This window comes from Chryseobacterium sp. GP-SGM7, from assembly GCF_049166575.1.
Taxonomy (GTDB): Bacteria; Bacteroidota; Bacteroidia; order Flavobacteriales; family Weeksellaceae; genus Chryseobacterium.
In genome coordinates, this window is record NZ_JBMHFF010000001.1 from 384,986 (window position 1) to 411,025 (window position 26,040).

Consider the following 26,040-nt stretch of genomic DNA (forward strand, 5'->3'; position numbering starts at 1 on the left):
AACAAATTTAGGATTATTTTCATTAACTAAAACATTTTTAGCATTTTATTCTATTAATTATTCTTAACAGACCTAAATTCTCTCAACAAAACCCTTATTTTGTGATTGAAATCAAAATGCATTTCTTAAGATTAATTTAATCTTTAAATGATTTTAAAATTTGTAATTTTACCCCCTCAAAATTTTGAATTATATAATAACATGAAAAAATACGTATTCATTTTTGCAGTTTTATGCTTTACTTTTAGCTTTTCTCAGCAAAAACAAGTTAAAAGAGCAACGATCGCTTTTTTGAATGTAGAAAACCTTTGGGACACCATCGCTTCTGCAGATTACATTGACGGAACTTTACCTTTTTCTAATCCTAAATTTCACAGAAGTGTACCCATTGATTCTTTAAAGTTTCTGGAAACTACAGAAGATTACAAAGGAGAATGGAGTAACGAACTTTTAGTAGGTAAAAAAGTAATTCGCCATCAAATTTTAGCGACAGATTTTACAGCAAACAGTCCTAAAAGATGGGGAACGAAATATTACAACCAGAAATTAGCAAACGAAGCAAAAGTAATTTCTGAATTAGGAAGACAGTACACCAATGATAATCCCGTAATTTGCGGTCTTATTGAAGTAGAAAACAGACAGGTAATTGAAGATTTAATAAGGCAACCGGTTTTAGCAAAAAGCAATTACGGAATTGTGCATTACAATTCTTATGATGCAAGAGGAATTGACATCGCTATTATTTATCAAAAAAACAGATTTCTTGTACAGAATTCTTACACCAAAGAAATTAAAGTGTACAATGAAGACGGAAAAAGACAATACACAAGAGATGTCTTGGTAGCAATTGGTCTTTTAGACGGTGAAAAAATTGCTGTTTTCATGAATCACTGGCCTTCAAGAAGTGGTGGTGAAGCCGCTTCCCAACCAAGAAGAAATGCAGCAGCAGCTGTTTTGAAAGCAGAAATGGATAAATTATCTGTTGATTACCCCGGAATTAAATTAATTTCAATGGGAGATTACAATGATGATCCTGTAAGTCCGAGTTTGAAAAAACATTTAGGTGCAGTGAGCGATCCAAGTGAATTATCAGACAAATCGCCTTATTATAATCTAATGTACAAGTTATATAAATCCGGAGTTGCATCTTTAGCATACAGAGATGCGCCGAATTTATTTGATCAGATTATTGTTTCGAAAAATTTTTATTCACCTGAAAAAATTACACCTACGTACACTATTTTCAAGGCAGAAATTTACGCTCCGTCTTATTTACTTAATAAAGAAGGACAATGGAAGGGCTATCCTCTCCGTTCTTGGGATGGCGATAGATTTACCGGAGGATACAGCGATCACTTTCCTGCCGTTTCGGTGGTTCAGAAAGAATACATCAAAAAATAATATAAAGGCACTCTACTTGGAGTGCTTTTTTTGTGTAAATTGCTCATTATGAAAAATTTAATCATCGCACTACTGTTGTTTATTATTCCAATAAATTCATGAGCACAAAATGCTCCAAAAAACAATAAAGAAGATTCTGCAATGAAACCCGAAAAAAATGACGATGGAGAATGGGATTTAACAGTGTTTGACACTCAGTTTGATTATTTCATGAACGCTGTTGCAAGACCAATCAGTCAATATTCTGAATCTTATTTGAAAAGCAGAAATACGATGCTGGTTACAGAATGGAATTCATATTTTATGTCGGGAAGATATCGCAACATTATAGAATCATCAATTGATTATGACCCAAGAGAAAAATACGGAATTAAATTTGAGTATAAACTCTATCAGGTTTTCGTTTATGTAAACTGGCAATACAAATTAAAAATGAATGGTTTGGGAGCAAGTGACATTTTCAGATAAAAAAGGTTCAGAAAAATTCTGAACCTTTTTTATTTTAAAGTAATCTAAAGATTATTTGTTGAATAACTCCTCAACTTTATCCCAGTTTACAACATCGAAGAACGCAGATACATAATCAGGTCTTCTGTTTTGGTAGTTTAAATAATAAGCGTGTTCCCATACATCCAATCCTAAAACCGGAGTTCCTTTTACATCAGCAACCGGCATTAACGGGTTGTCCTGGTTTGGAGTAGAAGTTACAGAAACAGATCCGTCTTCATTTTTTACCAACCAAGCCCATCCTGAACCAAATCTTGTTTTAGCAGCATCAGAAAAATCATTTTTGAATTTCTCAAAACCACCATAGTTTTCGATAGCAGCTTTTACGCTTCCTACAGGCTCTTTACTTCCTCCGGGAGTTAAAATTTCCCAGAAAAGAGAGTGATTGAAGTGACCACCACCGTTATTTCTTACCGCTGGTTTTTCAGAGCCGTTTTTACAAACGTCTTCGATTGACTGTCCTTCAAGATCAGTCCCTTCAATTACTTTATTTAAGTTATCAACATACGCTTGGTGATGTTTTGAATGGTGGATTTCCATTGTTTTTGCATCAATTGTCGGCTCTAAAGCTTCGTAAGCATATCCTAATTTTGGTAATTCAAATGACATAAGTTTATTTTTAATGTTATGATTCAAAGTTAGCCAATATTTAAGCCAATATCACAAATTGCAGATTACTTTAATAAATCTTTAACATTGATAATTTCATTTTTTACTTTAAATAAAAAAGCGCAGAAAAAATCTGCGCTGCATATTAGATATAATTTTAAAATTATTTATTCATCGACATCAAGAACTCCTCGTTATTCAAAGTTCCTCTGATGTTTTTGCTTACAAACTCCATGGCCTCGATAGGATTCATTTCTGAAAGATATTTTCTGAAAATCCACATTCTCTGTGAAGTTACTTCATCTAGCAACAAATCATCTCTTCTTGTACTTGAAGAAACCAAATCGATGGCAGGATAAATTCTTCTGTTGGCAATTTTTCTGTCCAATTGAAGCTCCATGTTTCCGGTACCTTTGAATTCTTCAAAAATAACTTCATCCATTTTAGAACCTGTATCAATTAAAGCGGTGGCAACAATCGTTAAAGATCCACCATTTTCAATCTTTCTTGCCGCTCCGAAGAATCTTTTTGGTTTGTGAAGCGCATTGGCATCAACACCACCTGAAAGCACTTTTCCTGAAGCCGGTGTCACAGTATTATAAGCTCTTGCCAATCTTGTAATTGAATCTAAAAGAATCACAACATCATGACCGCATTCTACCATTCTCTGAGCTTTTGCTAAAACCAAGTTAGCCACTTTTACGTGTTTATCAGCAGCTTCGTCAAAAGTTGAAGCAATTACTTCTGCATTCACGCTTCTTTCCATATCAGTAACTTCTTCAGGACGTTCGTCGATCAAAAGAACCATCATATAAACTTCCGGGTGATTGGCGGCGATAGAATTTGCAATATCTTTCAGCAACATCGTTTTACCGGTTTTTGGCTGGGCAACAATCATTGCTCTTTGTCCTTTTCCGATGGGTGCAAAAAGATCTACAATTCTTGTTGCTATCGTGGAATTATCTCCGGAAAGATTAAATTTCTCTTCAGGAAATAATGGCGTTAAGTATTCAAAAGCAACACGGTCTTTAATGTAAGCCAAATCTCTACCGTTAACTTCAGTTGGTTTCAATAAAGAAAAATATTTCTCGCCTTCTTTTGGAAGTCTTACAATTCCTCTTACGGTATCTCCGGTTTTTAAACCAAAATTTCTGATTTGCGCTGTAGAAACATACACATCATCGGGTGAAGAAATATAAGAAAAGTCTGATGAACGTAAAAATCCGTAGTTATCCGGAAGAATTTCTAAAACCCCTTCAATGCTAACCATTCCGTCGAAGCTGAACTCTTTTCTTTGCTCTTGTTGCTCTTCCTGTCTTTCAGAATGCTGCTGTCTGTTCTGATTAGGATTTTGGTTCTGATTAGGATTATTTTGATTAGAATTCTGATTTTGGTTATTGTTCTGATTTCTATTTTGATTTTGAGAATTTCCACCGTTTTGCTGCGGATGGTTTTGACCTTTTTGATTTTGATTCTGAGGTCTTCTAGGTCTTTCTTCTTTCGCTTGTGCAGGAGCACTTGACTGAGAATCTATATTGACGGGAAGTTCTATTGTTCCTTGTGCTTCAATCTCGCTGCTTTGCGCAGGAGGCGAAACTCTTTTTCTTTTTTGTCTGTTTTCTGAAGGAGCAGGTTTTTCTTCTGTTTCCGTTTTTGGAGCTTCGGCTTTTACTTCTTCTACCGGAGCTTCTTCTGTTTTGATAACTTCCGGCTCAGGCGCAGGTTGAGTTTCTTTTACTTCAGGTTCAGCTTTAGGTTTTGCTGCGGTCTTTTTGGGAGCAGCTTTCTTTGGAGCCGCCTTTACTACTTTTTCAGCAGGTTTTTCATCTGCACTTGCAACTGGCGCTTCTGTGGTATTAAAATAATCTTTTGTAACTTTAGGGTTGGATGCCTGAAAATCTAAAATAGCAAAAATTTTATCATTATCATTGCTGGTTCTTGCAACCTTCACGCCCAAATCTTTTAGGATTTTAGCCAATTCCGTTACGGATTTTGACCTTAACGTTTCTATGTTAAACATATTTATGTGAAAATGTAATTAGTTGTGAGTAAGAAAAGTAAGTCGGGTGACTTTTGTTTTCAAGTACATTGTATATTGCAAATCTACACTTATTTTTGAATTGTGCAAAATTTATGTTATTTTTGCTTCTGAATTTGAAATTCTATGTTACAGAGAATACAAACAATATGGATTTTGCTGTCGGTTTTAGCAGCGGCTTTCCTATTTATTACAGGACACGACGTGGATGTTTTCGGAACTTTTCCGATGATTGATGTTGCTTCCATTGTTTTGGTTATAATAGGAGCATTAAGTTTGTTCAGTTTTAAAAACAGAAAAAGACAAATCTTGCTGAATACTATCAGCATCATTATAAACGCTTTGTTGATTGGTGTATTGGTGTATTGGCTACAAAACTTATCCGGAGGAATAGATTTTCCTGAGAAGGGTATTGAGCCGGTTTTCCCGTTGATTGCGGTAGTCTGTTTGTTTTTGGCAAACGTATTTATCAAAAGAGATGAGAGGCTCGTAAAATCTGTAGACAGACTTCGATAGCCTTACAACGATTTTTTGAGTGAGAACAGCTTCCTTTTGGGAGCTGTTTTTTTTATTTTCCCACAGATTTCACAGATTAACACAGATCATTGAAAATAAATCAGTCACAATTATTTCTCTATATTACTTATTTAAACGAAGTGCCTTTGTTTATCTTTAAAATAATTTACTTTTCAAAAAAAACTTGTTTAACCTTGCGATAATTAAACGCAAAGTAAGACAAGGAAAATTAAATAATGATTTCGAAAATAAGATAAACAAAGGCGTTTCACTTATTTCAGAAATACAAAAATACACAGCAGATTATGATATTTTTAAATTATTTTGCAACATTTCGCAAAAACTTGCGACATATTCAATTAATAATTATTGAATATCTACAATCTTTAACGATGGAAAGATTTCCGTTCCTTTGCTGAGTGAAACGCCTTTGCGAACCTTAAAACAATTAGTATTTAAAAAGACTTCGTGAACTTTGCGTTAAAATAAGCGCTGTGAACAATACTCGGCAACCAAAAAAATATTAAATCAAAGAAATAATACATTTTAAATATGAAAAAACTAATCTACCTTTCCTTATTATTTTTCGCAACTTCTGCTTTTGCACAGGATGTTTCTGAAGAAAGAGTAAAAACCGTTATTTCAACTTTGGCTTCAGATCAAATGAAAGGCAGAGAAATAGGAACTCCCGAAAACGACAAAGCTGCAGAATACATTGCAAAACTTTTCAAAGAAAATAATCTGGAATATTGTACTGGAAATTCTTATCTCGTTCCATTTGATTACAAAGGAAAAACTGCTTATAACGTCTGCGGAATTAAAAAAGGTGTGTCTGACAAAACTTTAGGCTTTTCAGGACATTTCGACCACATCGGTTTGAGCAAAAAAGGTGGTGAAGATATTATCTACAACGGCGCAGATGACGACGCAAGCGGAATCACAACTTTGGTAGGAATTGCTGATTTCTTTAAAAATAGAAAACCTGAATTCTCCATGCTCTTCATGGCATTCAATGGTGAAGAAAAAGGAATGCTTGGTTCAACTGCCATTGCCGAAGATAAAGGTTTAGAGAAAATATATAAAAACCTTGCTGCCCTTTTTAATTTTGAAATGGTGGCAACAGAATCTGAATTTGGCAAAAATGCAGTATTCATTACAGGTGATGAATTTTCTGATATGGATGAACTTTTCAATCAAAATGCTGTGAATGGTTTAAAAATACATCCAGATCCTTATGCGTCGGAACAGCTGTTTTACAGATCAGACAATGTAAGTTTCGTTAAGAAAAAAATTATTGCTCATTCTATTTCCACAGCAGATATGAGCAAAATCAAGCACTATCATCAGCTTAACGACGATATCAATGTGGTAGATTTTAAAAATCTCACCCAATTAATCAATAATTTTGGTAAGACTTTGGAAAAATTAAGTCCTAAAAACTTTAGTCCCAAGTATAATGATAAAGTAAAATTCAATTAAGACCGTCTTATTCTTATATTTTAATTAATTTTGCTATCCCAATTCTATTGAATGAACGAATATAAAAAAATACTGAAATTCGCAAGACCACACCAGAAATACATCTATGGAAGTTTATTCTTCAACCTGCTGTATTCTCTATTTCAAATTGCTTCATTAGGAACAATTTTGCCGGTTTTGGGAATGCTTTTTGGCACTATTAAACGTGAAAAGTTCGAGTCTGCTCCTGTATATTCCGGAGATCTTGTCGATTTATTTTCTTATTTAAAAACATATTCAAATTATTACATTCAGACTTTAGTGGATGACTACGGTACTTTGAATGTTTTAGCATGGCTTTGTGTGATCACTGCCTTCATGTTTTTACTGAGAAATGTCTTCAGGTATCTGGGATCTTTTCTATTAATTAATTATCGCGTCGGCGTTACCAAAGACCTTCGTGGAGCAATGTACCGAAAAGTTCTGGCTTTACCGGTTTCATTTTTTACAGAAAGCAGAAAAGGTGATATGATGTCTCGTATGTCAAATGACGTGGGCGAAGTAGAAGGAAATATTTTGGGAAGTTTGGTAGATTTAATCAATGCGCCGTTTATGTTAATCAGTACATTAATCAGTCTTTTCTGGCTAAGTTCCGAATTAACGCTTTTCTCTCTTTTGGTTTTACCGGTAATGGGAACAATGATTGCTTTAATCGGAAAAAGTCTGAAAAAAGATTCTCATGAAGCCCAAAATGAAATGGGAACTATCTTCTCTATTGTTGATGAAACCTTAAAATCATCCAAAGTAATTAAGATTTTCAGTGCTGAGAAAATCATGGACAACCGTTTCATGGGATCTATGCAGAAATGGATCAACAGCTCGATAAGATTAGGCAGAAAAAAAGAATTAGCTTCACCAATAAGCGAATTCCTGGGTTCTGTTACCTTCTTAATTATTGCGTGGTATGGCGGAAAACAGATTATTGTAGACCAAAGTATTGCTCCGGAAGATTTCCTGGTATTTTTAGGTATGTTCTTCCAGATTTTGCCTCCGGTAAAAAGTTTATCATCTTCTATTTCTAATGTTCAGAAAGGGGAAGCTTCTTTACACAGAGTACTGGAAATCCTTGAAGCTGATGTAAAAATCGAGGAAGTTGCAGAACCGGTGTCAATTTCTACTTTGGATCATCATATTGAATTTAAAGACATTGGTTTTTATTATGATAAATCTAATTTAATTCTAAAAAACTTCAGCCTTACAATTCCGAAAGGAAAAACTGTAGCTTTAGTCGGACAAAGCGGAAGTGGAAAAACAACCATTGCCAATCTATTAGCACGATTTTATGATGTTTCCGAAGGTCAGATTTTAATTGATGATACCGATATTAAACATTTAAAAATAAGCGAGTACAGAAAGCTTTTAGGAATGGTTACTCAGGAATCTGTATTGTTTAACGACACAGTTTACAACAATATTTTGATGGGTAAACCTGAAGCAACGAAAGATGAAGTTATTGCCGCAGCAAAAATTGCCAACGCCGATTTATTTATCACTCAGCTTCCGAATGGCTATGATACCAACATCGGAGACGACGGAGGAAAACTTTCGGGTGGACAAAAACAGAGAGTTTCTATCGCAAGAGCTGTTCTGAAAAACCCACCGATTATGATTTTGGATGAAGCAACATCTGCTTTGGATACAGAATCTGAGAAATTCGTACAGGATGCCCTTGAAAAGATGATGGAAAACCGTACTTCTTTAGTGATTGCGCACAGACTTTCAACCATCCAAAAAGCAGACTGGATTGTGGTAATGGAAAAAGGTGACATCGTAGAACAAGGAAGCCACCAAGATTTAATGGCAAAAAGAGGTACTTATCACAAGTTGGTAGAACTTCAGAACTTTGACTAAAATTATTTTAAATCTGATTTAAAATGAATCCTATACAAGAGTACTTCTACAGAATCGGTGAGCCTGAAAGAAGTACTCTTTTGTTTTTGAGAAAGAAAATTTTAGAATCTGACACTGAAAACATTACAGAAACATTAAGCTTTGGACTTCCATTCTTTAAGTTTAAAAAGAAAATGCTGTGTTATTTGTATTACAGCAAAAAACACAAGAAGCATTATATCAGCTTTTATCATGGTGATAAATTAGACCATCCTTTATTGATCAGTGAAGGCAGAAAGAAGTTTAAAATCCTTTTAATTGATGAAAATGAAGATTTGCCTGTTGAATTGATTTTAGACCTGATTATTCAGGTAAAACAGTATATCAAATAAAAAAAAGAGAAACCGATTGGCTTCTCTTTTCTGTTATAATGAATGTTGAAATTATTTTTTAATGATTTTATGCTTAAACTGAGTTCCGCCTTCCAATGTAATATCCAGTAAATAATTTCCTGATGGATAAGCTGAGAAGTCAATTTTTGAATCTTTCGTTTCGTTTAATCTTCTTCCGTCAAGCGAATAAATAATCACATTTCTCACTTTTTTATCTGATTTAATATTCACAAAATCCGCAGTAGGATTTGGATATACCGAAACATCCACGGTAGAAACATCTTTGACAGACAACAATTGATTATTACTTTGCATATAAATAGAAAGCACTATTCTTCCGTCCTGACCGTTGAAAACAGCTGCGGGAACTTCATATTTCAAAGTATGGCTTCCTCCTGAAAGGGTAAGTGCCGTGAAGCTCCTGATCGGTACAGAATCTCCCGGACACCAGTTGTTCCAAGCCATCCACCATGCTGTACTTTGCGCATTAGCTCCATATATTCCGTTTCCTTGTGTGTTGTACATTCTGTAAGGTTCACAGGATTTTCCTCCCGGAGTAAAAGTTAGAACCTGAGTATTATCTAATGAAACAAAATTCTGTCTTCTTACATATTCTTCACCTCCGGAATTAGCTCCGTGTGGCGTAGAAATAATAAAGAATTTAGCATTGCCGGTACTTTGGCTTAAATTAAAATTCACCAATCTTACAGTTTGCCCAGGTGAATCTGTATTGTTATAATTATTCAGTTCATTTGAATCTAGTAACGGGAGCAGATTATTGTAAGAAGTGGTAATTGTAGGATCATTGGACGTAACGAAATCAAGCGTTCCCGCAAAAACATCATTTCTTCCTGAGCAACCGACAACTTGGGTATTGGCAGCATAAGGAACTCCAAAAACATCAAGCTCCACATACATATCATAAGTAGCCCGCAAAGCGATATTGCTAAAAATAGAATACAAATTATCTACTTCATAAGTGTAAGGAACCGACGTCGGAGAATAGTTTTTGTTCATGAAAGGTGTAATATACCTTCCGATTTCAATTCTTTTCACTCCTGTATCGTTTAAGGTATATGTAGACTGGTTTTTCGGAATCAATGCAAGATGCACTCCTCCAATTCTATCATAATTATCACATAATGCGCCGATAGAAACATTCATTGTGATTTTATTTTGGAAAGAATTCAATTCCGCGTCAGTCAGTTTCTTGGCGTATCTGTAATTGGCAAGTCTGATGGTATTTGCAGGAACGGGATTAGAAACATTCGACGCATATCCGTCATAAAAGACGATTTGAGAAAATACATTGATGTTGGTTTGAGCATCCATTTTAAACAGTCCGGTAAAGACCAATAAAGGAAGTAGAAATTTTTTCATTTAAACGATTAGATTTTGATTTCGCATCAAATCTACAAATTAAAATTACAATTAAAACACACAAAGTATTAAATGAGTATTAAAACAACAACAAATTATCGATATTAATAAATTTTAATTAAATTCAAATAATTAACAAACTCAATTAAAATCTTATAAATTTCCAATAATAATCACAAGTCTAAGATCAGAAATCATTTTGAAATCTGTTCTGATTTATTTCAAAGCAAATGAAGAAAACTTTTAACCCCAGATTAAAGCTTAAGAGTTACTGCTGTATTATTAAAAAAGACTGCCTCTTTTGAAACAGTCCTAAATATTATTTTGATTAACTATTAATTAATCTCTCATTTTGGCGATCACATCGATTCCGCCTTTTGTTTTGTCACCGATCTTACAGACGATTTCGGTATCTAAAGGAAGGAAGATATCCATTCTTGAACCGAATTTAATGAAACCAAATTCATGTCCCGCTTTCGCAGCATCGCCTTCTTTACAATAGAAAACAATTCTTCTCGCTACATACCCTGCAATTTGACGGAAAACTATTTTATGATTGGTTAAACTCTCTACAGCAACTGTTGTTCTTTCGTTTTCAGTAGAAGATTTTTCGTGCCATGCAACCAAATATTTTCCGGGATGGTATTTCTTATAAATGACATTTCCAGAAACCGGAAAACGGCAAATGTGCACATTTAGAGGAGACATAAAGATAGAAATCTGTATGGAAGGCTGCTTTAAAAACTCAGTTTCCACTACTTCTTTTATCATGACAACCTTCCCGTCAACCGGAGCAATTACATTTTCCACATGATCCAAAACATCACGATTCGGAACTCTGAAGAACCAGAACACCAAACCGTAGATTACCAATAATGGAACAATGACCAGCAAAGACCACATTTCAAGGAAGTAAATAGACGCCGCCGCAATCAGGGCGAAAAGTATCGTTGCGACCGTAATCGTTCCTCTCGATTCTTTATGTAATTTCATAGGATATTATTTGTTTTTGTTACTCGATCGGCATTTAAGTAGGCCAACAATAACAGTTTTATAGGTTTAAATAAATTTTGATAAAATAAAGTACAAATATACGACAGGAACACAAATTAAAAAACTATCAAGCCTGTCTAATACGCCACCGTGTCCAGGAATGATTTTTCCGCTGTCTTTCACTCCGAAATTTCGCTTCAATTGGCTTTCCACCAAATCTCCCAAAGGTGCAAATGCCGCGATCAGAAAACCTACCACCATCCAGTTTCCACGAAGCTGCGGTTGATATTCTTCAACAAAATAAGAAAGTACCAATGTTAAAACAACTCCGCCAATATAGCCTTCCCAAGTTTTTTTAGGTGAAATTGCAGGTGCCATTTTATGTTTTCCAAAGAACTTTCCAACAAGATATGCAAAAGTATCGCTGCTCCAGATCAGGATGAATAAAAAGATAACTTCCAGTGAAAATGTATGGTCGATCGATGAAAATTTAGGCAAACCTAAAGCAAATGAGAACGGTAAAGCCACGTAGATTACTGTGAAAATAAGTTTTCCGCTGTCTATGTATAATTCGTTTGAGAATTTAAATAAAGTAATCACAGCAATCACCGTTAAAGAAAGTGCTAATATTTCCCACAATCTGAAATCAAAATAAAACCCATGATTAAAATATCTTTTGGAGAAGAGATAAAACACAAAGATGACTAAAGGAAAGACAATCCATTTTTCATAGCTGTCTCCAAATTTCATGATTTTCATGCATTCCCAAGTTCCGACCAGCAAAAGCAATGTGATTAAACCATAGTAAAGATATTGTTGCTGAATGAGTCCCGGAGAAACCAAGTCAAGCAATTGCGCTCCGAAAGGTGTTGCACAAAGAAATATAACGGCTACATAAACCAGCCCTGAAATTGTTCTCTGAATAAGATTTTTGTCCAAAATTTAAAATTTAGAAACCGATATGCTAATCTTCTAATAAAAGTAAGAAGAGCTTCGTATTATTGTTTGCAGCGGCATCCAGCTTAGAATGGTTTCCACTGATTGAAGTAAGATTTTTGATATTCCCGGTACGTTTGATTTTTCCCATTGCATCGTTGAGATTATTTACAATCTGAGAAACATTTGCCATGATGATAATTTTACCCGGAAGTCTAGAAGAATGATAATGCAGGATATTATTGTGCGAAAGCATGATTCTGCCGTCATAAGCAATAAGATATTCGCAAGTAATAAAAGCGGCATCATTATATGGCTCCAGTTCAGGAGTATGAGTAACTTTAACAACATTTAAAAAACCCTCAAGATCTTTATCACAACAAAATACAGAATTAATACCCTCGATTTTTAAAATCTGGTTTAATGTCTGTAACGCCTCTGCCTCATCTGCACAGTAATTAAAAAAGCCTCCTGAATGCGTAAATAATTGCGCAAACTTGTAGTCGAGATCTGCATTTTTCAGCGAATCTCCAAGCTTTTCCAAACTCTGCTTTTCATCATCTTCAGGCTGGTTGGTAAGTTTGCTTACAATTCTTTTAAATAAACTCAAAGTAGTATATTTTAGTCAACTCAATACAAAAATAGAAAATATAATTATAATTAATCTAAAAATATAGTTTTAAATAACAAAAACCCGACAAATTGCTACTTGTCGGGTTTTATATTTGAAATACAGATGTAAATCTAGATTTGTGTAGGACTTTCCGGAGCTTGAATTTCTCCTTCCTTAATATCCTGATCGTTTCCTTTTTCTTCTTCTTTTTCGAGAATAGGAATAATGGTATTGGTAACAGGTTTTTCCGTCAATTCCGGATCCCAAGCTCTTTTACCGAAAATATCTTCAAGATCTTCACGGAAGATTACTTCTTTTTCCAGTAATTTATTTGCTAAAGCATTCAGTTTATCTTTGTTTTCACTAAGAATTCTTACCGCTCTTTCATATTGATTTTCAATAATCGCTTTGATTTCGGCATCAATTTTTGAAGCTGTTGCTTCAGAATAAGGTTTCCCAAAACTGTATTCAGACTGACCTGAACTATCATAATAAGAAATATTACCAATATTCGGACTCAAGCCATAAATTGTTACCATTGCCTGAGCTCTTTTCGTCACTGTTTCAAGATCTGAAAGTGCCCCGGTTGAAATATTATTAAATATTACTTCTTCTGCCGCTCTTCCCCCTAAAGTTGCACACATTTCGTCCAACATTTGCTCGGTCGTTGTCAATTGTCTTTCTTCCGGAAGATACCACGCAGCTCCCAAAGATCTTCCTCTCGGAACAATCGTAACTTTTAGAAGCGGTGAAGCGTGCTCTACCAACCAGGAAATTGTAGCATGCCCCGCTTCATGGAAAGCAACTCTCTTTTTCTCAGATGGCTTAATGGCCATATTTTTCTTTTCAAGCCCTCCGATAATTCTGTCTACTGCATCAAGGAAATCCTGCTTAGTAACAGATTCGTGGCTGTTTCTTGCCGCGATTAAAGCCGCCTCATTACAAACATTTGCAATATCTGCTCCACTGAAACCAGGCGTTTGTTTTGCCAGGAAATCTCTGTCTACTGTATCATCAAGTTTTATTTTCTTTAAATGAACATCAAAAATCTCTCTTCTTTCATGTAATTCCGGAAGATCAACATACACTGAACGGTCAAAACGACCCGCTCTCATTAATGCTTTATCTAAAATATCTGCTCTGTTGGTTGCCGCCATTACGATAACGTTTACATCGGTACCAAAACCATCCATTTCTGTAAGAAGTTGGTTCAAAGTATTTTCTCTTTCGTCATTTCCGCCTGAGAAATTATTTTTACCTCTTGCTCTACCAATTGCATCAATCTCATCAATAAAGATAATTGCCGGAGATTTTGCTCTTGCCTGTGCAAACAAATCTCTTACTCTCGAAGCTCCTACCCCAACAAACATTTCAACAAAATCTGAACCTGAAAGTGAGAAAAACGGAACTTTAGCTTCCCCTGCAACAGCTTTCGCCAGTAAAGTTTTACCTGTTCCCGGAGGACCTACCAAAAGAACTCCTTTAGGAATTTTACCTCCTAATTTTGTATATTTTTCAGAGTTTTTTAAGAAATCTACAACTTCCTGTACTTCTTCTTTAGCGCCTTCTAAACCTGCAACATCTTTAAATGTCACCTGAATTTTTTCTTTTTCGTCGAAAAGTTTAGCTTTAGACTTTCCAATTGAGAAAATCTGTCCTCCAGGACCGCCTCCGCTTCCCATTTTTCTGAAAAGAATGAAATAGAAAAGACCAAGAATCGTAATCCAGATTAAGGCCTGAATAAGAATGCTCATCAAGGGGCTTTCTCCTTCTGCGTAATCTTTAGTTGTTTTTAAGGCAGGATTTTCTGCTTTTAACGTTTCAAAATTCTTTAAGAATAATTGCAAATCACCATATTTCAGTGTATAATCTGCTTTCGGAGTCATTCCCATAGACGGAAACAAGCTTGGATTTTTATCCTTAGTAGCTACTGTTGTTGTTTTTGCTTCCTTCGTTAAATAAACCTCCGCATTTTGTTTCTGTTTATCAATCAGCACTTTCTGAATCTTCCCAGCCTGCATTTCTTTGAAGAAAGTATCTTCATCGATTGATTTTGCAGTATTGTCACCTAAAGAATTAGCTACAAAAAATAGCACAAGTGCTATAATCATGATGGGGAAAAACCAGTTAAATCCTTTATTATTCATTTATATTTTTTAAAATTTATATTTCATTTTCTATTCTGGTGATTTTTGCATCTCCCCAAAGCTCTTCGATATCGTAATATTCACGAGTTTCTTTTTGGAAAATATGCACCACCACTGTTACGTAATCTACCAAAACCCACAATGAGTTTTCTGTACCTTCTACGTGCCAAGGTCTGTCCTGAAGATCATTTCTTACTTTTTTCTCAACGCTTCCCGCCAATGCCGAAACCTGAGTATTTGAGTTTCCACTGCATATGATGAAGGTTTCTGCTACCGAGTTTTCAATTTTTGAAAGATCGAAAATCATAACATCTTCTCCTTTTACATCCTGGATAGCTTCAATAATTTTATCTATTAGCGCTTGCTTTTCTACTGTTTTATTCATTAAAATATACTATAATCTGCAAATTTATTGTTTTTCTTTTACTTTAGCCTTACTTTTAGGCTTTTAAAGTCTTAAAGTTTTCTTAAATGAGTGACCTGTTTTACCGCAATGAGTGTTCTTCTACTAATGACGAAATAGCTCAAGTTTTACTTTATTCCAAATCAAATTTTAGTGGTCTTTTTACATTTAATCAAACAAAAGGACGGGGACAATATGGAAATACGTGGACTTCGGCCGCAGAACAGAATCTTGCCTACACATTGGCTGTAAAAACCTCATGTATTCAGCACTCGGATTTCATGTTCAATTATTATACCGCAATCTGCGTACAAAACTTTCTTGCCAATCTGACTGAAAAGATAGTAAAAATAAAGTGGCCGAATGATATTATCGTTCAAAATAAAAAAGTCGTCGGGATATTAATTGAGAAGAAAAAAATCAATCAGGAAAATTATTTTATTATCGGAATCGGCATCAATATTTTACAGGAAAAATTTGATGAAATTTCTAATGCCGGTTCACTTTTAACACAAACCGGAGAAAGATTTAATCTAAATAAAATTGCGGAAAACCTTCATGCATTTTTAGTTGAAAACCTAAATAATATTCCTAGTGATCCTGAAATTTTAGATCAATTTAATTCAAACTTATTTAAAAAAGATGAAATTTCTGTTTTCGAACTCAACGAAAAGCGACAAAATGGCATTATTAAAAACGCTGACAAAAACGGTAATATCTGGATAGATCTGGAAGAATCCGGATTGAAGTCTTTTTACCACAAAGAAATCAAACTTCTTTACTGATTTGCACGTTTTATATATAAAAACAAAGTAATCGGAGCGAAAATTATATTCGGAAACCACATCGCCAAAGCGGGAGACATACTTTTGTTCTCGGAAACTACTTTTAAAGCTTCAAAAGAGAATACAAAAACGAACGCCAAAGAAATACCAATTGCCAGGTTGATTCCCAAGCCTCCTCTTTTCTTTTGAGAGGAAAGCGAAAGCGCCAAAAACGTCAGAATAATAATCGAAACAGGCATCGAAGTACGCTGATGAAACTCGTTTAAGTGAGAATTCAGGTTGCTGTTTCCTTTCTCTTTTTCTCTGTCTATGAATTTTATCAATTCCGGAGTTATTTTGTTCTGCCCTAAAAGTTCGTTTGGAAATAATTCTTCAGGATCCTGACCATAGCTTTTTTTCAACTCAAAACCTTGCCCCAATTTTTCGGAATCGTCTTTATTGATTGTCTTTTCTAAATAACTGTTAAGTACAAAATTCTTTTTTTCTTTTTCCCAGAAAACATCGGTTGCTTTAAGCTCATAAATCAGTTTACGGTTGTTATCAAACTTCTGATATAAAAAGCCAAAACCTCTCATTTCTCTTTTGTTCCAGGAATTAATGAAGATATATTCAGTTTTACTTAATTGTGCAGAAACCGGAGCTGTTCCTAAAACTTTTTCTTTCGCAACAGCATTGTAAGTATAAGCTTCAAGTTGATTTTTCTGAACATTTGCCCAAGGTAAAATCATGTGATTTACAAACAGAGAAATTATTGCTATAAAAAGTGATGTCAGCAAATAAGGTCTTGCAAACCTGTGAAAACTTGCTCCACTACTGATAATGGCAACAATCTCCGTATTATTTGCCATTCTTGAGGTAAAATAAATGACCGATATAAATACAAGAATTGCCAGGAAAGTTACCACCAAATTGATGATCCAGAAAGGATAAAAATGAATTAGAAAGTAGTTTAAATCTAATTTCGCATCAATTTCTGTCGCCTTCTCAATACGGGGAATTTTTTGCTGAACATCGATGACCAAAACTACAATAGACAGCAAAATCAACATGAAACTAAAAGTTCCAAGGTATTTTTTTACGATATATCCGTCTATTATTTTAAGCATCTTCTCTTAAATATTTTAAAGTCTTTGTCTTAATACAGGAACTACAGAATCTTTCCACTGATAGAAATCTCCTGCTAAGATATGCTCTCTCGCCACTTTCACCAAATCTAAATAAAATGCAAGATTGTGGATGGAAGCAATTTGTTTACCCAAATATTCTTTAGACACAAACAAATGACGCACATACGCTTTTGAATATTCCTGATCTACAAAACTTGTCCCAAATTCGTCTAACGGAGAAAAATCTTTCTTCCATTTTTCGTTTTTCATATTGATGACGCCTTGCCAGGTAAAGAGCATTCCGTTTCTGGCATTTCTTGTCGGCATTACGCAATCCATCATATCGATTCCTAAACCGATCGATTCTAAAATATTCCACGGAGTTCCTACACCCATCAAATATCTTGGTTTGTCTTTAGGCAAAATATCGGTAACCTCATCGGTGATTCTGTACAATTCATCTTCGGGTTCACCTACAGAAAGTCCGCCAATTGCATTTCCTTCCGCTCCTGCTTCAGCAATAACCTCTGCCGAAATTTTTCTTAAATCTGAATACGTAGAACCTTGAACGATTGGGAAGAATCTTTGCTTATAGCCATATAACTCAGGATTTTGCTCATTCCAGTCTATACATCTTTTCAACCAACGATGCGTCATGTCCATCGATTTTTTCACCTGATTATAATGAGCTGGGTAAGCGACACATTCGTCAAATGCCATAAAAATATCAGCTCCGATCTGTCTTTGGATTTCCATAGATTTTTCCGGAGTGAATAAATGAACGCTTCCATCGATATGCGATTTGAATTTCACGCCTTCTTCAGACATTTTTCTTGTTCCGGAGAGTGAAAAAACCTGAAAACCTCCTGAATCGGTAAGAATCGGAAGATCCCAGTTCATAAATTTATGTAAACCTCCTGCAGCTTCCATTACTTCCATTCCGGGACGAAGATAAAGGTGATAGGTATTTCCCAAAATAATCTGAGCTTTGATATCGTCTTTTATTTCTCTCTGATGAACGGTTTTTACGCTTGCAACAGTTCCTACCGGCATAAAGATCGGCGTTTGAACAGTTCCGTGATCGGTATTCAAAACTCCCGCTCTTGCTTTACCTTCTGAGGTTTTCTCTATATTAAAAAAATTCATTCTTATACATTTTTAAATCACCACCATCTTATATTTACTTTTGGATGATGAAAATTTTACTTCATTATCTTCTTTCCAGCTTGGGTGTTGGTAATTCAACATCTTTAACCTGGGTTTCACCTTTTATCTTCTTTTCAGATTTGGGATCTTTATCGATGATAATTTTTTGTGCATTTTCTACAATATCGGTCATTTTCTGCTTCACAATATAATATCGGTAGCTTGCCAGAAAATCTTCAGTTTTCACGTTGTGAGATTTCAGAATAAATCGTGTTCCACTTTCTAAATTTGTTTTCGGGTAAGAAAATATAACCTGATCGTTAATCGCCAAATCTGCAATAATTTCAGACATTTGAGTCTCATCTAACAGATTCTTTGGTTTATCTACATATTCTGTACAAGAAAATGAACACAGTAAAACGAAAACTAAGATTATTTTTTTCATAATCTGTTGATGATTGATTTCCATTTTAAATTTAAAACACCAAAAACCGCTTCATGAATGATTCCGCCATTCATTTTGCTTTCGCCCAAAATCCTATTGGTGAAAATAATAGGAACTTCTACAATTTTAAAACCTTTTTTGAAAGCTCTAAATTTCATTTCAATCTGAAAACCATATCCTTTCAGTTTTACATTATCTAAACCTATCTGCTCCAAAGTTTTTCTTGAAAAACAAACAAAACCAGCAGTGGTATCATGAATTGCAACACCCAATATAAAGCGTACATATTTTGAAGCAAAATAAGAAAGCAAAACTCTTCCCATCGGCCAATTCACAACATTTACTCCTTTAGAATAACGTGAGCCGACCGCCATATCTGCATTTTTACAGGCTTCGAAAAGTTTAGGTAAATCTTTTGGATCATGAGAAAAATCTGCATCCATCTCAAAAATATAATCATACTGATTTTCTATTGCCCACTTAAAACCATGAATATAGGCTTTACCTAACCCATCTTTTATTTTTCTGACAGACAAATGGAGGTGATGTGTAAATTTTTTCTGTAATTCTTTAACGATGTCTGCAGTTCCATCCGGTGATGAATCATCCACAACCAAAATGTGAAAATCATCTTCCAATGCAAAAACAGCGGAAATTATAGCTTCTATATTTTCCTTTTCATTATAGGTTGGAATGATGACGAGTTTTTTCATTTCAGTTTGCAAAGATAGTTTATTTAAGTTTTTTATTTTATACAAAATAATCTATAATTTTGCAAAAAATTTCTTTTGCCATTATTACAAACTTTCAGAAACGAAGTAAGGATACCCGAAAATAACGATTGGGTGGTTTTCATTCTTATCGGTTGTCTTTTCTTATATATTTTCATGATGAATATTGTGGAACGCGAAGCCAATCTGAAAGATTTTCTTCTTCAAAAATATTATGATGCAAGCAACAACCTTCCGAGCTGGATGATTACATCGATTGTAACCATTTTAAGTTTAAGTATTCTTGTTTCACAATATGTTCCCATTATCCCGAAATTTGTTGCCGAATTTCAACCTTTCGGCTATCAGCTTAATAAAATAGGATATACTTTAATCGTTATTTCGCTGTTTTATTTCATCAGAACCACATTAAGTTTTTTATTGTATCAATCGATAGGCGACGGAAAAAAATGGACTATTTTTTATTTTACCTCAGCAAAATTCCACTTTATATTTTCGATTTTGCTTATCATTTTATGTGTAGTTCACTACTATTTCCCTATAGACAGAAATAGAGCATTTATTTATTATTTATGTTTTTTCTGTTTTGTATTCATTTTCAAGGTGTTTTTCTATTTGTTTCACAGAAACAACATCTTACCACAAAAATGGTATTATAAATTTTTGTATATTTGCACCCTCCAAATCGCACCAATTTTAATGCTTTGGAAGTTATTATTTTTTTAATAAAAGTAAATGATGAGAATAAAGTCAATATTGGTTTCTCAACCAGCACCTAGCGAGTCTTCTCCATATTTGGAAATAGCGAAGAAGGAAAAAATAAAAATTGACTTCCGCCCCTTTATCCATGTCGAAGGAGTAGACAACAAAGAACTTAGAACGCAGAAAATAGATCTGACGCAATATACTGGTATTATTTTTACCAGTAAAAATGCGATAGACCACTATTTCAGGCTTGCGGAAGAAATGAGATTCGCCGTTCCAGACACGATGAGATACATCTGTCAGTCTGAAGCAATTGCAAACTACCTTCAGAAGCATATTGTATACAGAAAAAGAAAAATCAGTTTTGGTGAAAAAAACTTTGCCGATCTTTTACCTCTTTTCAAAAAATTCCCATCCGAAAAATATTTATTGCCCTCTTCAGACGTTCTAAGTCCGGATATTGTAAAAACAATGGAAGCTTCTAATGTAGTGTGGACGAGAGCAATCATGTACAGAACAGTTTGCAGCGATTTGACAGATATCAACATTGCAGATTACGATATGTTGATTTTCTTCAGTCCGCAAGGAATTAAATCTCTACAGCAAAACTTCCCTACTTTTAAGCAGGAAGAAACAAAAATTGGGGTTTTCGGACCTACAACTTCCGCTGCAGCAGAAGAAGCCGGGTTACATGTAAATTTAATGGCTCCAACAAAAGAAACTCCTTCAATGACAATGGCATTGGAAAAATTCATTAAAGCACTTCATAAATAGTCTTTAATGATATCTATAAAATCAGCCGTCTTTCCTAGAAAATGGAAGGATGGTTTTTTTTTAATTAAATTTGAACAAGAATTAACATTAGATGGAAGCTCCAAAGGCAAAAAAAATAGAAAAAGTACTTGAAATTCACGGTGACAGAAGAACAGACCCCTATTTCTGGATGAATGAAAGAGAAAATCCTGAAGTCATCAAATATCTTGAAGAAGAAAATGCCTACGCAGACGAAATCATGAAAGATACGGAGCAATTTCAGGAAGAACTTTACGAAGAAATGAAAGCCCGATATAAGAAAGATGACGAATCTTTGCCCTATTTCTTCAATGGCTACTGGTACATCGTACGGTATGAAGAAGGAAAAGAATACCCTATTTTTTGCAGAAAATATAAAACGCTGGAAAACAAAGAAGAAATCGTTCTCGACGTGAATATTCTTGCTGAAGGAGAAGAATTTTTCGAAGTGGCAAATGTTGCAGTGAGCCCGAATAATGAATTGGCTTCTTTTTCTTCTGATAATGTGGGAAGAAGAATTTATACTTTAAATTTTAAAAATTTAAAAACAGGAGAAATTCATTCCGACACAATTGAAAATACAACCGGAAAAGCAGTTTGGGCAAATGATAATGAGCATCTATTCTACATCAGAAAAGATGAAAGTTTAAGAGCGTATAAAGTTTACAGGCATAGATTAGGAACAGATACCTCAGAAGATGTTTTAATTTTTCATGAAGAAGATGAGACTTTTGATGTGAATGTTTTCAAAACGAAATCAATGGAATATATTTTCATGGCGAGTTCTAGTACTATTTCAGATGAGCATCATTTTATTCCTGCAGATGATGTTTTTGCAGACTGGAAAGTGATTCAGCCAAGAATTGACGATCTGGAATACTCTGTGGAACATTATGAAGATGAATTTTATATCATTACCAATGCAGACGACGCTACCAATTTTAAAATTGTAAAAACAAAAATTGCGAATCCAGGAATGGAAAACTGGGTGGATGTCATTCCGCACCGCGAAGAAGTTTTGCTGGAAGGTTTCGAAATTTTCAAAAATTATCTGATTCTTGAAGAAAGAGAGGAAGGTTTACTACAAATAAAAATTATAGACGAAAAAAATAAGGAATCCTATTATTTACCATTTTCAGATCCGACTTACACGGCTTACATCGGAACCAATTTAGAATTTGATACTGAAGTTTTGCGTTACGGCTACACTTCTTTAACGCAGCCAAATGCAACTTACGAATACCATTTAAAAAATAAAACCACAAGACTTTTAAAGCAGCAGGAGGTTTTAGGTGGAAAATTTAATCCTGAAAATTATGTTTCAGAAAGAATCTGGGCAGATTCCAGAGATGGAGAAGTGAAAGTTCCGATCTCATTGGTTTATCACAAAGACACGAAAAAATCGGCAGAAACTCCGGTTCTTGTGTACGGTTACGGAAGTTACGGACATACGGTTGATGCGAGTTTTTCCAACGTGAGATTATCTCTTCTTGACAGAGGATTTATTTATGCGATTGCTCATATTCGTGGTGGAGAATATCTGGGAAGAGAATGGTATGAAGACGGGAAAATGCTTTTTAAGAAAAATACATTCTTCGATTTTATTGACGCCGGAAAACATTTAGTGAAAGAAAATTATACTTCTTCGAAACATCTTTATGCGATGGGTGGAAGTGCAGGTGGATTATTGGTCGGAGCAGTAATGAATTACGAGCCAATTTTATTTAACGGAATTGTAGCGCAGGTTCCTTTTGTGGACGTAGTTTCTACAATGCTGGATGAAACAATTCCTTTAACAACGGGAGAATACGATGAGTGGGGAAATCCGAATGATGAAGAATATTATCGCTACATGAAAGAATACTCACCTTATGATAATATTGAAGCCAAAGATTACCCACATTTATTGATTACAACTGGGTTTCACGATTCTCAGGTACAGTATTGGGAACCTGCGAAATGGACTGCAAAATTAAGAGAATTAAAAACAGACCATAATATTTTAGTTTTCAAAACAGATATGAGTTCGGGACACGGCGGTGCAAGCGGAAGATTTGAATCATTAAAAGAAGATGCTTTGGAATACGCTTTCTTATTGAAAATTGACAAGATGTAGTATTTGAAATTTAATTGAACTTAAAATCTAATGATATGATATTACTGATAATAATGATTTCAATTACTTTCATTTATTACCTCATTCAGAGAGACAGGATCATTAGAAGTGAAAAAAGAGAAATTTTAAAATCAAAACAAGAAGAGAAATTAGCAGAACTTCTCAGAAAAGCAAAGAAAAAAGAAGAATAAAGTAATTTATAAACGAAATGTATTATTCTGAAACTGGATGAATACAACTAATATATTATGACAGAAAGTGAAATTTGGCAAAAAGTAGAACAATTTTTTATTGAAAATTTTGATACCGAAAAAAATGCCCCGATTGAGACCTATTTGTTTCTAATTGGTTTACAGGAACTTGGGAGCGGACAGCAAAAGTATACTAAAGATGACAAACTCAATCTTCTGCATATTGCAGTCTGCAGACTTCTAGAACCTTTCGGATATTATAAATTCTCGCATTATGATGATGATGGTTATCCTCATTTTGAACAGCTGGAAGAACTTCCTGAATTGAAACCGAATGAGCAGCAGCTTTTGATGAAAAAAGCGATTATCCAGTATTTTCAGGATGAAGAATTAATTTGAAAACTAGGCAATTTAGAAAATTGATTAACTATAAAAAATGGAAAGTAGTTGTTACTCTCCATTTTTTTATTTGCCGTTTTAATTTTAAAATTAAATTCACTTTCAAATTTTCAAATTATTAAAAATATTTTCCAGCTGATTTAAGCCTATTTTAAAACCTTCTTCAAAACCCATTTCCAACTGTTTTTTCATGTCATCTTCTGATTGAAAATGTATATTTACAGAAACTTTTGTTCCTTCTTCTACTCCGGTAAAACCAATCAGCCATTGCGTTTGCGGGAAATTTTGGTCAACCTTTCCGTCTTCATCACAAAATGCATCAATTCCGTCAAAACTTCTGTGTTCATTAATTTCTCCGTATTTTAACATTGAAAACATCTTTTCACCTTCCGGTCCTTTCATCGAATACAGCCAAACTCCGTCTTCTTCAAAATTTAAATTTTCGGTTTCGCATTTCCAGGGTTTCGGAGCCCACCATAAATCAAGCAATTCGGGTTTGGTAAAATAGTCCCATACTTTTAGTACTTCTGCGTGAAATACCTTCATCACATACATACTTTTAGAGTCAAAATCTTGGTTAAAAATAATTTCTGAGTTCATAATACTATTAGTTTGAGTTAGTAAATATCACAAGTTTCATTAAGAAATCTATTCTGAATTTATAATAAAATGTTAAAAAGTATCGTTTTAAGAAAAAATATACAATATTCTGGCGCATTTTTTGTTCACTAAGTCTTAAAATGTTTAATTTTAACACTCACAATTTTAATTACCATATGCAATGAATAACAAATTCATCCCGATAATCTCGGTTTTCATGACAATTTCCCTTATCGTATTTGTCACGCTGCAGTTTTATTGGCTTAAAGGTTATTATGTAGCTTTGGAACAGGAATTCTCCAACAAAGTCTATTCCGCTTTAGAAAATACTTCTAAAAATATAGCGGAACTTGAGGTTCAGAAACTTTTCAATGAAAACTACCCAAATTTTCGAGATGATATAAAGGCAAATAAAGACAAACCATCTCTTACAACAATTCAGCAGACTCAAGATTCTGGAACGCAGAAATCGATTGTATACTACCGAAATCTCACAGAAACTGTTAAGCTGCCAATTTCCCGGCAAGGTGATTCTCTGAGACTTACCACAATGTATACTGATGACGCCGCCTATAAAGTAAAAAAAGATACGACTAAAAGAGAAATACTTACTTCGGAATTGAATCAGGATATTAGAAATGGAGATTACAACCTCAAAGAATTTGTTGAAGTATATGGTAATAATTTGCCCATTAATAAAAGAGTTGATCCTGCAATATTAGATTCTGTTATTACCAAAGAGCTGAGAATGAAAGGCATTACTTCTGATTTTGGCTATGGTATTTCAGATAAAAACAATAAACTGACTAATATTGTCAATAAAATTTTTAAAGAGAAAAAAGATACTAATTCTTATTCTTATCCATTATTTACAGATACGAAAGACAGAACTTTATATACTTTGGCATTGGTTTTTCCTAAAAAAGAATATTCTCTGGCGATGAACAACTGGCCAATGCTTTTGGGAACTTTCCTCTCCTTACTGACGATATTGGGGATCTATATTATTTCTATTAATTATATGATGAGGCAGAAAAAGCTTGCTGAAGTAAAAACAGATTTCATCAACAATATGTCGCATGAATTTAAAACGCCTTTAGCAACAATTTCGGTAGCGACAGATTCTTTGGCAAATGATAAAATTGCTACCAATCCTGATAAAGTTAAATATTACTCAAACCTCATCAAACAGGAAAATCTGAGAATGAAAAAGCAGGTGGAAAATGTTCTGAATATGTCTAAATTAGAGCGTAATGAGGTAGAATTATTTTTAAAAGAGACCAATGTAAGAGAATTAATAAAGAAAACAACCGAGTCATTCAACTTGATTGTTCAGCAGCGAAACGGAACATTAATTCAGGAATTCAATGCCACTAAATATAATTTTAAAATTGATGAATTCCATATTTCAAATATGTTGGTAAACCTTTTGGATAACGCCAATAAATATTCTCCTGAAGCCCCTGAAATAAGCATAAAAACCCATAACGAAGGCAATTGGTATGTGCTGGAAATTTCAGATAAAGGAATGGGAATGGAAACTCATAATAAAACCAAGATTTTTGAGAAATTCTTCCGGGAGGAAACCGGAAATATTCATAATGTAAAAGGACAAGGTTTAGGACTTTCTTACGTTAAAAAAATCGTAGAACTTCATAAAGGACAAATCATCGTAGATTCAGAAAAAAATAATGGAAGTAAATTTATCATCAAACTTCCGATGACTTAATCAACATTGTAA

At 34.3% G+C, this 26,040-nt stretch carries 25 protein-coding genes and 1 pseudogene; 13 read left to right on the plus strand and 13 right to left on the minus strand.

The genetic code is table 11. From position 1 onward, the window contains the following. Positions 1–201: 201 nt before the first annotated feature. Together ACOOWA_RS01815 and ACOOWA_RS01820 are read left to right on the plus strand one after the other, a co-directional pair. On the plus strand, positions 202–1,401 hold the full coding sequence (locus tag ACOOWA_RS01815; protein WP_421372849.1) for an endonuclease: 1,200 nt from the start codon (positions 202–204) through the stop codon (positions 1,399–1,401). Between the two features lie 126 nt (positions 1,402–1,527). Next, positions 1,528–1,869: pseudogene (locus ACOOWA_RS01820) on the plus strand (DUF6146 family protein); the annotation flags it as partial. Positions 1,870–1,920: 51 nt separating this feature from the next. Here the strand turns inward: ACOOWA_RS01820 and ACOOWA_RS01825 are convergent. Both ACOOWA_RS01825 and rho read right to left on the minus strand, forming a co-directional pair. Then, positions 1,921–2,517 carry a superoxide dismutase gene (locus ACOOWA_RS01825; RefSeq protein ID WP_421372850.1) on the minus strand — a complete coding sequence of 199 codons (597 nt, stop codon included), beginning with the start codon at positions 2,515–2,517 and terminating at the stop codon, positions 1,921–1,923. A 163-nt stretch (positions 2,518–2,680) separates the two neighbouring features. After that, a complete protein-coding gene (gene rho / locus ACOOWA_RS01830) occupies positions 2,681–4,537 on the minus strand; it encodes a transcription termination factor Rho (RefSeq protein ID WP_421372851.1) in 1,857 nt (618 codons plus the stop codon). A gap of 144 nt (positions 4,538–4,681) precedes the next feature. Between rho and ACOOWA_RS01835 the strand changes: the two genes are divergently transcribed. The 4 genes from ACOOWA_RS01835 (at position 4,682) to ACOOWA_RS01850 (ending at position 8,811) form a co-directional block, all read left to right on the plus strand. Then, positions 4,682–5,071, plus strand: a complete 390-nt coding sequence (locus tag ACOOWA_RS01835; RefSeq protein ID WP_421372852.1) for a DUF4293 domain-containing protein — start codon at positions 4,682–4,684, stop codon at positions 5,069–5,071. Positions 5,072–5,623: 552 nt separating this feature from the next. Further along, on the plus strand, positions 5,624–6,550 hold the full coding sequence (locus tag ACOOWA_RS01840; protein WP_421372853.1) for a M28 family peptidase: 927 nt from the start codon (positions 5,624–5,626) through the stop codon (positions 6,548–6,550). Positions 6,551–6,601: 51 nt separating this feature from the next. Further along, positions 6,602–8,440 carry an ABC transporter ATP-binding protein gene (locus tag ACOOWA_RS01845; RefSeq protein ID WP_421372854.1) on the plus strand — a complete coding sequence of 613 codons (1,839 nt, stop codon included), beginning with the start codon at positions 6,602–6,604 and terminating at the stop codon, positions 8,438–8,440. Between the two features lie 23 nt (positions 8,441–8,463). Next, complete coding sequence (locus ACOOWA_RS01850) at positions 8,464–8,811, plus strand: DUF1801 domain-containing protein (RefSeq protein WP_421372855.1); 348 nt, start codon at positions 8,464–8,466, stop codon at positions 8,809–8,811. Between the two features lie 51 nt (positions 8,812–8,862). Here ACOOWA_RS01850 and ACOOWA_RS01855 read toward each other — a convergent pair whose 3' ends face one another. The 6 genes from ACOOWA_RS01855 to rsfS form a co-directional block, all read right to left on the minus strand. Continuing rightward, positions 8,863–10,191, minus strand: coding sequence for a peptide-N-glycosidase F-related protein (locus ACOOWA_RS01855; protein ID WP_421372856.1), 1,329 nt, complete (start codon positions 10,189–10,191; stop codon positions 8,863–8,865). A gap of 339 nt (positions 10,192–10,530) precedes the next feature. Then, positions 10,531–11,184: a phosphatidylserine decarboxylase family protein gene (locus ACOOWA_RS01860; protein WP_421372857.1), complete on the minus strand. Its 654-nt coding sequence runs from the start codon at positions 11,182–11,184 to the stop codon at positions 10,531–10,533. 66 nt (positions 11,185–11,250) lie between these two features. Next, positions 11,251–12,123 carry a phosphatidate cytidylyltransferase gene (locus ACOOWA_RS01865; RefSeq protein ID WP_421372858.1) on the minus strand — a complete coding sequence of 291 codons (873 nt, stop codon included), beginning with the start codon at positions 12,121–12,123 and terminating at the stop codon, positions 11,251–11,253. A 25-nt stretch (positions 12,124–12,148) separates the two neighbouring features. Next, complete coding sequence (locus ACOOWA_RS01870; RefSeq protein ID WP_421372859.1) at positions 12,149–12,730, minus strand: LUD domain-containing protein; 582 nt, start codon at positions 12,728–12,730, stop codon at positions 12,149–12,151. 134 nt (positions 12,731–12,864) lie between these two features. After that, positions 12,865–14,880, minus strand: coding sequence for an ATP-dependent zinc metalloprotease FtsH (ftsH, locus tag ACOOWA_RS01875; protein ID WP_421372860.1), 2,016 nt, complete (start codon positions 14,878–14,880; stop codon positions 12,865–12,867). A gap of 16 nt (positions 14,881–14,896) precedes the next feature. Then, on the minus strand, positions 14,897–15,265 hold the full coding sequence (rsfS, locus tag ACOOWA_RS01880) for a ribosome silencing factor (RefSeq protein ID WP_267263736.1): 369 nt from the start codon (positions 15,263–15,265) through the stop codon (positions 14,897–14,899). 86 nt (positions 15,266–15,351) lie between these two features. Between rsfS and ACOOWA_RS01885 the strand changes: the two genes are divergently transcribed. Beyond that, positions 15,352–16,068 carry a biotin--[acetyl-CoA-carboxylase] ligase gene (locus ACOOWA_RS01885; RefSeq protein ID WP_421372861.1) on the plus strand — a complete coding sequence of 239 codons (717 nt, stop codon included), beginning with the start codon at positions 15,352–15,354 and terminating at the stop codon, positions 16,066–16,068. On the opposite strand, the gene ACOOWA_RS01890 is transcribed toward ACOOWA_RS01885, so the two are convergent. The 4 genes from ACOOWA_RS01890 to ACOOWA_RS01905 form a co-directional block, all read right to left on the minus strand. After that, positions 16,062–17,174, minus strand: a complete 1,113-nt coding sequence (locus tag ACOOWA_RS01890; RefSeq protein ID WP_421372862.1) for an LptF/LptG family permease — start codon at positions 17,172–17,174, stop codon at positions 16,062–16,064. The two genes, ACOOWA_RS01885 and ACOOWA_RS01890, sit on opposite strands and share 7 nt — an antisense overlap. Positions 17,175–17,189: 15 nt before the next feature. Then, entirely contained in the window at positions 17,190–18,320 is a 1,131-nt protein-coding gene (gene tgt, locus ACOOWA_RS01895) for a tRNA guanosine(34) transglycosylase Tgt (RefSeq protein ID WP_421372863.1), read from the minus strand. A gap of 64 nt (positions 18,321–18,384) precedes the next feature. Then, complete coding sequence (locus ACOOWA_RS01900; RefSeq protein WP_421372864.1) at positions 18,385–18,765, minus strand: DUF4296 domain-containing protein; 381 nt, start codon at positions 18,763–18,765, stop codon at positions 18,385–18,387. Next, positions 18,762–19,478 (minus strand): polyprenol monophosphomannose synthase, encoded by a 717-nt coding sequence (locus ACOOWA_RS01905; protein WP_421372865.1) that lies wholly within the window; start codon positions 19,476–19,478, stop codon positions 18,762–18,764. Before ACOOWA_RS01905 ends, ACOOWA_RS01900 begins: the two co-directional genes overlap by 4 nt. Positions 19,479–19,553: 75 nt before the next feature. Between ACOOWA_RS01905 and ACOOWA_RS01910 the strand changes: the two genes are divergently transcribed. From ACOOWA_RS01910 to ACOOWA_RS01930, 5 genes are all read left to right on the plus strand, one after another. Beyond that, positions 19,554–20,222 carry a DUF4271 domain-containing protein gene (locus ACOOWA_RS01910; RefSeq protein ID WP_421372866.1) on the plus strand — a complete coding sequence of 223 codons (669 nt, stop codon included), beginning with the start codon at positions 19,554–19,556 and terminating at the stop codon, positions 20,220–20,222. A 12-nt stretch (positions 20,223–20,234) separates the two neighbouring features. Beyond that, positions 20,235–20,975: a uroporphyrinogen-III synthase gene (locus ACOOWA_RS01915; RefSeq protein ID WP_421374629.1), complete on the plus strand. Its 741-nt coding sequence runs from the start codon at positions 20,235–20,237 to the stop codon at positions 20,973–20,975. Between the two features lie 91 nt (positions 20,976–21,066). After that, the gene (locus ACOOWA_RS01920; protein ID WP_421372867.1) at positions 21,067–23,109 is read left to right on the plus strand and encodes a S9 family peptidase; all 2,043 of its coding nucleotides are present in this window, start codon (positions 21,067–21,069) and stop codon (positions 23,107–23,109) included. A 35-nt stretch (positions 23,110–23,144) separates the two neighbouring features. Further along, the gene (locus tag ACOOWA_RS01925) at positions 23,145–23,300 is read left to right on the plus strand and encodes a hypothetical protein (protein WP_421372868.1); all 156 of its coding nucleotides are present in this window, start codon (positions 23,145–23,147) and stop codon (positions 23,298–23,300) included. A 57-nt stretch (positions 23,301–23,357) separates the two neighbouring features. Beyond that, a complete protein-coding gene (locus ACOOWA_RS01930) occupies positions 23,358–23,699 on the plus strand; it encodes a hypothetical protein (protein WP_421372869.1) in 342 nt (113 codons plus the stop codon). 102 nt (positions 23,700–23,801) lie between these two features. Here ACOOWA_RS01930 and ACOOWA_RS01935 read toward each other — a convergent pair whose 3' ends face one another. Then, positions 23,802–24,299: an SRPBCC family protein gene (locus tag ACOOWA_RS01935; RefSeq protein ID WP_421372870.1), complete on the minus strand. Its 498-nt coding sequence runs from the start codon at positions 24,297–24,299 to the stop codon at positions 23,802–23,804. A gap of 181 nt (positions 24,300–24,480) precedes the next feature. Here ACOOWA_RS01935 and ACOOWA_RS01940 point away from each other — a divergent pair, with 181 nt between their 5' ends. Beyond that, on the plus strand, positions 24,481–26,028 hold the full coding sequence (locus ACOOWA_RS01940; protein WP_421372871.1) for a sensor histidine kinase: 1,548 nt from the start codon (positions 24,481–24,483) through the stop codon (positions 26,026–26,028). The last annotated feature ends 12 nt before the right edge of the window (positions 26,029–26,040 follow it).

Bases quoted from the DNA above. Each gene is read 5' to 3' on its own strand.
- ACOOWA_RS01835 (WP_421372852.1), top strand. From the start codon at position 4,682: ATGTTACAGAGAATACAAACAATATGGATTTTGCTGTCGGTTTTAGCA.
- ACOOWA_RS01940 (WP_421372871.1), top strand. From the start codon at position 24,481: ATGAATAACAAATTCATCCCGATAATCTCGGTTTTCATGACAATTTCC.
- ACOOWA_RS01855 (WP_421372856.1), bottom strand. From the start codon at position 10,191: ATGAAAAAATTTCTACTTCCTTTATTGGTCTTTACCGGACTGTTTAAA.
- ACOOWA_RS01905 (WP_421372865.1), bottom strand. From the start codon at position 19,478: ATGAAAAAACTCGTCATCATTCCAACCTATAATGAAAAGGAAAATATA.
- ACOOWA_RS01885 (WP_421372861.1), top strand. From the start codon at position 15,352: ATGAGTGACCTGTTTTACCGCAATGAGTGTTCTTCTACTAATGACGAA.
- rho (WP_421372851.1), bottom strand. From the start codon at position 4,537: ATGTTTAACATAGAAACGTTAAGGTCAAAATCCGTAACGGAATTGGCT.
- ACOOWA_RS01815 (WP_421372849.1), top strand. From the start codon at position 202: ATGAAAAAATACGTATTCATTTTTGCAGTTTTATGCTTTACTTTTAGC.
- ACOOWA_RS01935 (WP_421372870.1), bottom strand. From the start codon at position 24,299: ATGAACTCAGAAATTATTTTTAACCAAGATTTTGACTCTAAAAGTATG.
- ACOOWA_RS01915 (WP_421374629.1), top strand. From the start codon at position 20,235: ATGAGAATAAAGTCAATATTGGTTTCTCAACCAGCACCTAGCGAGTCT.
- ACOOWA_RS01845 (WP_421372854.1), top strand. From the start codon at position 6,602: ATGAACGAATATAAAAAAATACTGAAATTCGCAAGACCACACCAGAAA.
- rsfS (WP_267263736.1), bottom strand. From the start codon at position 15,265: ATGAATAAAACAGTAGAAAAGCAAGCGCTAATAGATAAAATTATTGAA.
- ftsH (WP_421372860.1), bottom strand. From the start codon at position 14,880: ATGAATAATAAAGGATTTAACTGGTTTTTCCCCATCATGATTATAGCA.
- ACOOWA_RS01890 (WP_421372862.1), bottom strand. From the start codon at position 17,174: ATGCTTAAAATAATAGACGGATATATCGTAAAAAAATACCTTGGAACT.
- ACOOWA_RS01900 (WP_421372864.1), bottom strand. From the start codon at position 18,765: ATGAAAAAAATAATCTTAGTTTTCGTTTTACTGTGTTCATTTTCTTGT.
- ACOOWA_RS01850 (WP_421372855.1), top strand. From the start codon at position 8,464: ATGAATCCTATACAAGAGTACTTCTACAGAATCGGTGAGCCTGAAAGA.
- tgt (WP_421372863.1), bottom strand. From the start codon at position 18,320: ATGAATTTTTTTAATATAGAGAAAACCTCAGAAGGTAAAGCAAGAGCG.
- ACOOWA_RS01920 (WP_421372867.1), top strand. From the start codon at position 21,067: ATGGAAGCTCCAAAGGCAAAAAAAATAGAAAAAGTACTTGAAATTCAC.
- ACOOWA_RS01925 (WP_421372868.1), top strand. From the start codon at position 23,145: ATGATATTACTGATAATAATGATTTCAATTACTTTCATTTATTACCTC.
- ACOOWA_RS01860 (WP_421372857.1), bottom strand. From the start codon at position 11,184: ATGAAATTACATAAAGAATCGAGAGGAACGATTACGGTCGCAACGATA.
- ACOOWA_RS01930 (WP_421372869.1), top strand. From the start codon at position 23,358: ATGACAGAAAGTGAAATTTGGCAAAAAGTAGAACAATTTTTTATTGAA.
- ACOOWA_RS01825 (WP_421372850.1), bottom strand. From the start codon at position 2,517: ATGTCATTTGAATTACCAAAATTAGGATATGCTTACGAAGCTTTAGAG.
- ACOOWA_RS01840 (WP_421372853.1), top strand. From the start codon at position 5,624: ATGAAAAAACTAATCTACCTTTCCTTATTATTTTTCGCAACTTCTGCT.